The sequence below is a fragment of the Protofrankia sp. CiP1_Cm_nod3 genome, assembly GCF_982290655.1.
The window spans coordinates 1-4,356 of the sequence record NZ_CEVIVD010000195.1 but is presented as its reverse complement, the minus strand read 5'-3'; the positions used below and the strand labels follow the sequence as shown (position 1 = coordinate 4,356).

The following is a 4,356-nucleotide window of genomic DNA, read 5'->3' as shown; positions in this document are numbered from 1 at the left end:
GCCGTAGGCATCCAGTGCGGTCTCGTGGCTCAGGCACGCTTCCGGTGCGCGCGTCCACAGCACCGCAAGCATGCAGGGGTCGTACTCGCTCACCGGGTAGCGGGGGAAGCGGTAGACACCGAACGCTACCCGGTCGAGGGTGCCGCGCTGTACGAGCATCTGCAGTGCCCCCTTGCCGACACCGAGCTCGGTCGCCTGGTGGGCGGTCACAAACCCGTGCTGGGACGCCGCGACATCCCAGAGCTCCTCTCGCGCCAGCGTATGATCAGACATGGCAAAAGTATAACGGAAACGTGATACTATTGGCTCACGCCCGATGCGACAAGTGATCAGTGACCGCCTGAGGCTGTCGACTCCCGTTCACGCCGAGGGCTGGTGGGCAAACCGTCGGCGATACAGTCGAACGTCACCTGGAAGGTCATCCGGGAATCTCCTTCCGTCACCGGTCCGACGGCCACAGCATGTTCCCGTCCCACGCCGGGCGCCCGCGGGCAGCCAACCCGACCGCGGCGCGGGCCGTCATGCCGCCGGTGCGTTCCGGGCGACGGCGTCCGCGCGGATGGCCGGACAGGTACCGGTCACGACGGACGGCGGGCGAAGGCGCGCAGGAAGGTGGTCACGCCGGCGGCGGCGGTCTGGTCGCGGTGGGCGGGGGTCACGGTGTCGGGGGCGAAGACCGTGAGCAGCGGCAGGTCCCCCAGGACGAGGCCGACGAACTGGGTGGCGGCCGTCGCGGGGTCGGCGATCTCCAGGTAGCCGGCGTGCGCGAGCCGGGCCATCCGGCCGGCCAGCGTCTCGATCACCTCCTCGCCGGAGGCCCACATCGTCCGGAACAGATCGGGGAAACGACCGGACTCCATGTACATCAGACGGCGGGCGGCCACCGACTGCTCGTCGCAGACGCACGCCGCCAGCCCGTCGGCGACGGCACCCAGCTCACCGACAAGATCGGCCGGCTCGGTCGGGAAGTTCCTGAGCACGGCGAGGGTGCGGGCGTTCGCCCGGACCGCCGCGTCGACCATCACCAGCCGGAACAGCTTCTCCTTGCTCCCAAGATGGTTGTAGAGCGTCGGCTTGGCCACCCCGGCCTCGCTCGCGATGAGATCGACGCTCGCGCCCTCGTACCCCTTGCGGGCGAACACCTCGAACGCGGCGGCGAGGATCGCCTCCCGCTTGTCCACCCGGCCACGCCCGGTCGCCGTACCAGCGGCAGAGACGAGCGCATCCATCATCCAAGCGTATCCGCCATGGCGTTCACCGACCGCCGGCCCGCATTCAGCCGCCGAGGTTCTCGGTGCGTATCCCATGAACGGCCGGCGCGCCGAAGCTACGCAGCGGGTCGATGACGACCGGGCTGGACCTTTCATCCGGATGGATACGGAGGACCTCCCCGCCACCGGGAGCGAACTCGGCTTTCTCCACGAACGCGGCCGCGCCGGGGGCGAGTACGAGCTGGCCGTTACGGATGACGACCATCACGAGCTCCCGGTCGATACCGGTCTCGTCCTGAACCTCGAGAACGAGCTCACGGTTCGCGACATACGGCCTGGCGTGCGCGAGCGGATAGGGGACACCGAAACGCTCCCGCAGAAACTGCACGACCGGACGGAGACGTCGCAGAGAGACCCTGTGCCGTATCCGGTACTCGCGAAGATAACCGGCCTCGACGAACTCCCCCCAGGTGACGGCCTCTTCGCCGGTCCGTTCGGGCCGGATGACCGGCTCGTAGACCGAGCCGCCACGGAGTAGCCGTCGATCCATCCACGCAGCCGCGCCGGTCGCACACCGAGGACACGCGCCGCCTCGCCCATCGAGTAGACCTCACGGTCCAGGACGGTGATCCCCATGCTCGCGTCATGCCGCATCAGCGCCGTGGCATGACGCATGCGCACAGCTGGCGGACGGCGCGGTCGAGGCCCGCCGGACCCCGGCATGGAGATGATCGCCGTCGTGGCCGTGTATGTCACCCTGTGGCGTGGTAGCTGTCCATCGGGTGGTTGAATGCGCCGTGTCCGATCTGCTGGACACGGGGGGAACATCATGCGGGACGCGGCCGACGCGGCTATTGCCGTGGTGTGGGGGAAGTCGGACGCCCAGGGCTCGATGCATCTGCTGCTGGGGCATCTGCTCGACACGGCCGCGGTCGGCGAGCTCGTCTGGGACCGTTTCCTGTCCACCGCCATACGTGGCCGCCTCGACGAGTGCAGTGGTGGCCGGGGCCGTTCCCTGTTCGCCCTGCTGTGCGGCCTGCACGATGTGGGCAAGGCGACTCCCGCCTTCCAGACGAAGGACGACGGGCTGGCGGAACGGGTCCGCGCGGCCGGCCTCGACTGGCGTGGGCTCACCCGCAGCCAGGCCGCCGGCTGGCATCATGCGCGCGCCGGCGCGGTCATCGTCCGTGACTGTCTGAAGGAGGCGGGCTGGGGCGCGCCGGCCCGTAACTGGGTGTGGCCGCTGGTGGCCGGGCATCACGGCAAGGTGCCCGGGACGGACCGGCTGCGGCCCACCAGTCCCACCGCGCACGGCCGCGGCCGGTGGCTCGACGTCCAACAGGAGTTCGTCGGACGGGTCGCCGGCGAGCTGGGACTGGACCTGGATGCCTTCTCGGATGTGGCGACGCCGCGCCGAGGCGGCCAGCTCACCCTGTCCGGCATGATCATCATGGCGGACTGGGTTGCCAGCGACGCGCGGCACTTCGACGGGCTGTCCGATCTCTCCGACATCTCGATCGAGAAATCACGGGATCGCGCCCAGCGGGCGTGGGACAAGCTGGGGCTGCGCGGCGGCTGGCGCGCCGACCGGCCGGCGCCGCGGGACCAGCCCGACCTGGTACGCCATCGTTTCGGTGTCGCCGCCCGCCCCGCCCAGGCCGACGCGGTACGGCTGGCGGCGCGGATGCCCACGCCGGGCCTGCTCATCCTTGAGGCCCCGATGGGTGAGGGCAAGACGGAGGCCGCTTTCGCGGTGGTGGAGGTGCTGGCCAGCCGGTTCGGCGCGGACGGGATGTTCGTCGGGATGCCCACCCAGGCGACCAGCGACCCGATGTTCGGCCGGGTCCGGACGTGGCTGACGTCGGTGGATCCGGATGTGCCCATCGGGCTCCTGCACGGGCGCGCGCGTTTCAACAAGGAGTGGGCGGCGCTGCGTTCCGCCGTCGCCTTCGCGGACATCGCCGACGAGCGGGACGAGTACGACATGGACGACGACTACGGCTTCATCGGTTCCGGCGGCACCGGGAGCGGATCGGCCGCCGGGGACGGTGGCCGGCCGGCTGTCAGTGGCACGGCCGCCGCCGAGTGGTTCCTCGGCCCGAAACGGGGCCTGCTGGCGCCGGTCACGGTGGGCACCGTCGACCAGTTGCTGCATGCGGCGACGCGAACGAAGCACGTGATGCTGCGGCAGGCCGGTACGGCGGGCCGGGTGGTCGTGCTGGACGAGGTGCACGCCTACGACGTGTACATGGCGCAGTTCCTGTTCGAGGCGCTGCGCTGGCTCGCCGACACCGGTGTCCCGGTCGTCCTGCTGTCGGCGACGTTGCCGCCGTCGCTGCGGCTGCAACTGGTCCGCGCCTATCTCCAGGGTGCGCTGCAGGAACGTGACGTGGACGTGACGGACCTCCCGGTACCGGCAGGCTACCCGAGCGCCACCGCGGTGTGCGTGACGACGGAAGGCAAGCGATGGGACGAGGTCGCGTCCGGGCCCTCGTGGCGTGCCTCGGCCCGGGTCGAGGTGCGGGTGCTCGCCGAGACCCCGGACTTCTCCCCCGCGGCCGTCGCCGCCGCGGTCACGGCGGAGGTGGGTGACGGCGGGTGCGCGCTGGTGGTGTGCAACACCGTCGCCCGCGCCCAGGACGTCCACACCGCGCTGCGCCCGGCGTTCGGCGAGGACGTCGTGCTGCTGCACGCCCGGTTCGTCGCGGCCGAACGCGCCGCCCGCGCCGAGCGGGTGGTGGACCTGCTGGGCCGGCCGGGACGGCCCGCGGGGGCGGCCCGGCCGCGGCGGCTGGTCGTGGTCGCGACCCAGGTGGCCGAGCAGTCCTTCGACGTGGACGTCGACCTGCTCGTCACCGACCTCGCGCCGATCGACCTGCTGCTCCAGCGGGTCGGCCGGCTGCACCGCCACGACCGGCCCGCCACGGAGCGCCCGCCCGGGCTGCGACAACCCAGAGTGATCGTCAGTGGCCTGCTGCTGCGGCCGGGCGCCGTGCCGACATGGCCCGGTGGGAGCCGGGCCGTGTACGGGGACCACCTGCTGCTGCGCTCCGCCGCCCTGGTCGCCGACGCGGCAGCGGGCGACGGATGGTCGGTGCCGGCCGATGTCCCCGGGCTGGTCGCCGCCGGTTACGGTGAGGATCCG

Annotated in this window: 4 protein-coding genes; 1 reads left to right on the top strand and 3 read right to left on the bottom strand. The window is 71.4% G+C overall.

All coding sequences use genetic code 11. The features are described 5' to 3' along the window. From AC5LUJ_RS22375 to AC5LUJ_RS22365, 3 genes are all read right to left on the bottom strand, one after another. On the bottom strand, positions 1–273 hold a 273-nt coding region (locus tag AC5LUJ_RS22375; protein WP_493465684.1), incomplete at its 3' end, for a type IV toxin-antitoxin system AbiEi family antitoxin domain-containing protein. Between the two features lie 305 nt (positions 274–578). Further along, positions 579–1,232 (bottom strand): TetR/AcrR family transcriptional regulator, encoded by a 654-nt coding sequence (locus AC5LUJ_RS22370; protein WP_493465683.1) that lies wholly within the window; start codon positions 1,230–1,232, stop codon positions 579–581. 43 nt (positions 1,233–1,275) lie between these two features. Then, on the bottom strand, positions 1,276–1,761 hold the full coding sequence (locus AC5LUJ_RS22365) for a hypothetical protein (RefSeq protein ID WP_493465682.1): 486 nt from the start codon (positions 1,759–1,761) through the stop codon (positions 1,276–1,278). A 279-nt stretch (positions 1,762–2,040) separates the two neighbouring features. Here AC5LUJ_RS22365 and cas3 point away from each other — a divergent pair. Next, the coding region (cas3, locus tag AC5LUJ_RS22360) for a CRISPR-associated helicase Cas3' (RefSeq protein ID WP_493465681.1) at positions 2,041–4,356 on the top strand (2,316 nt) is incomplete at its 3' end.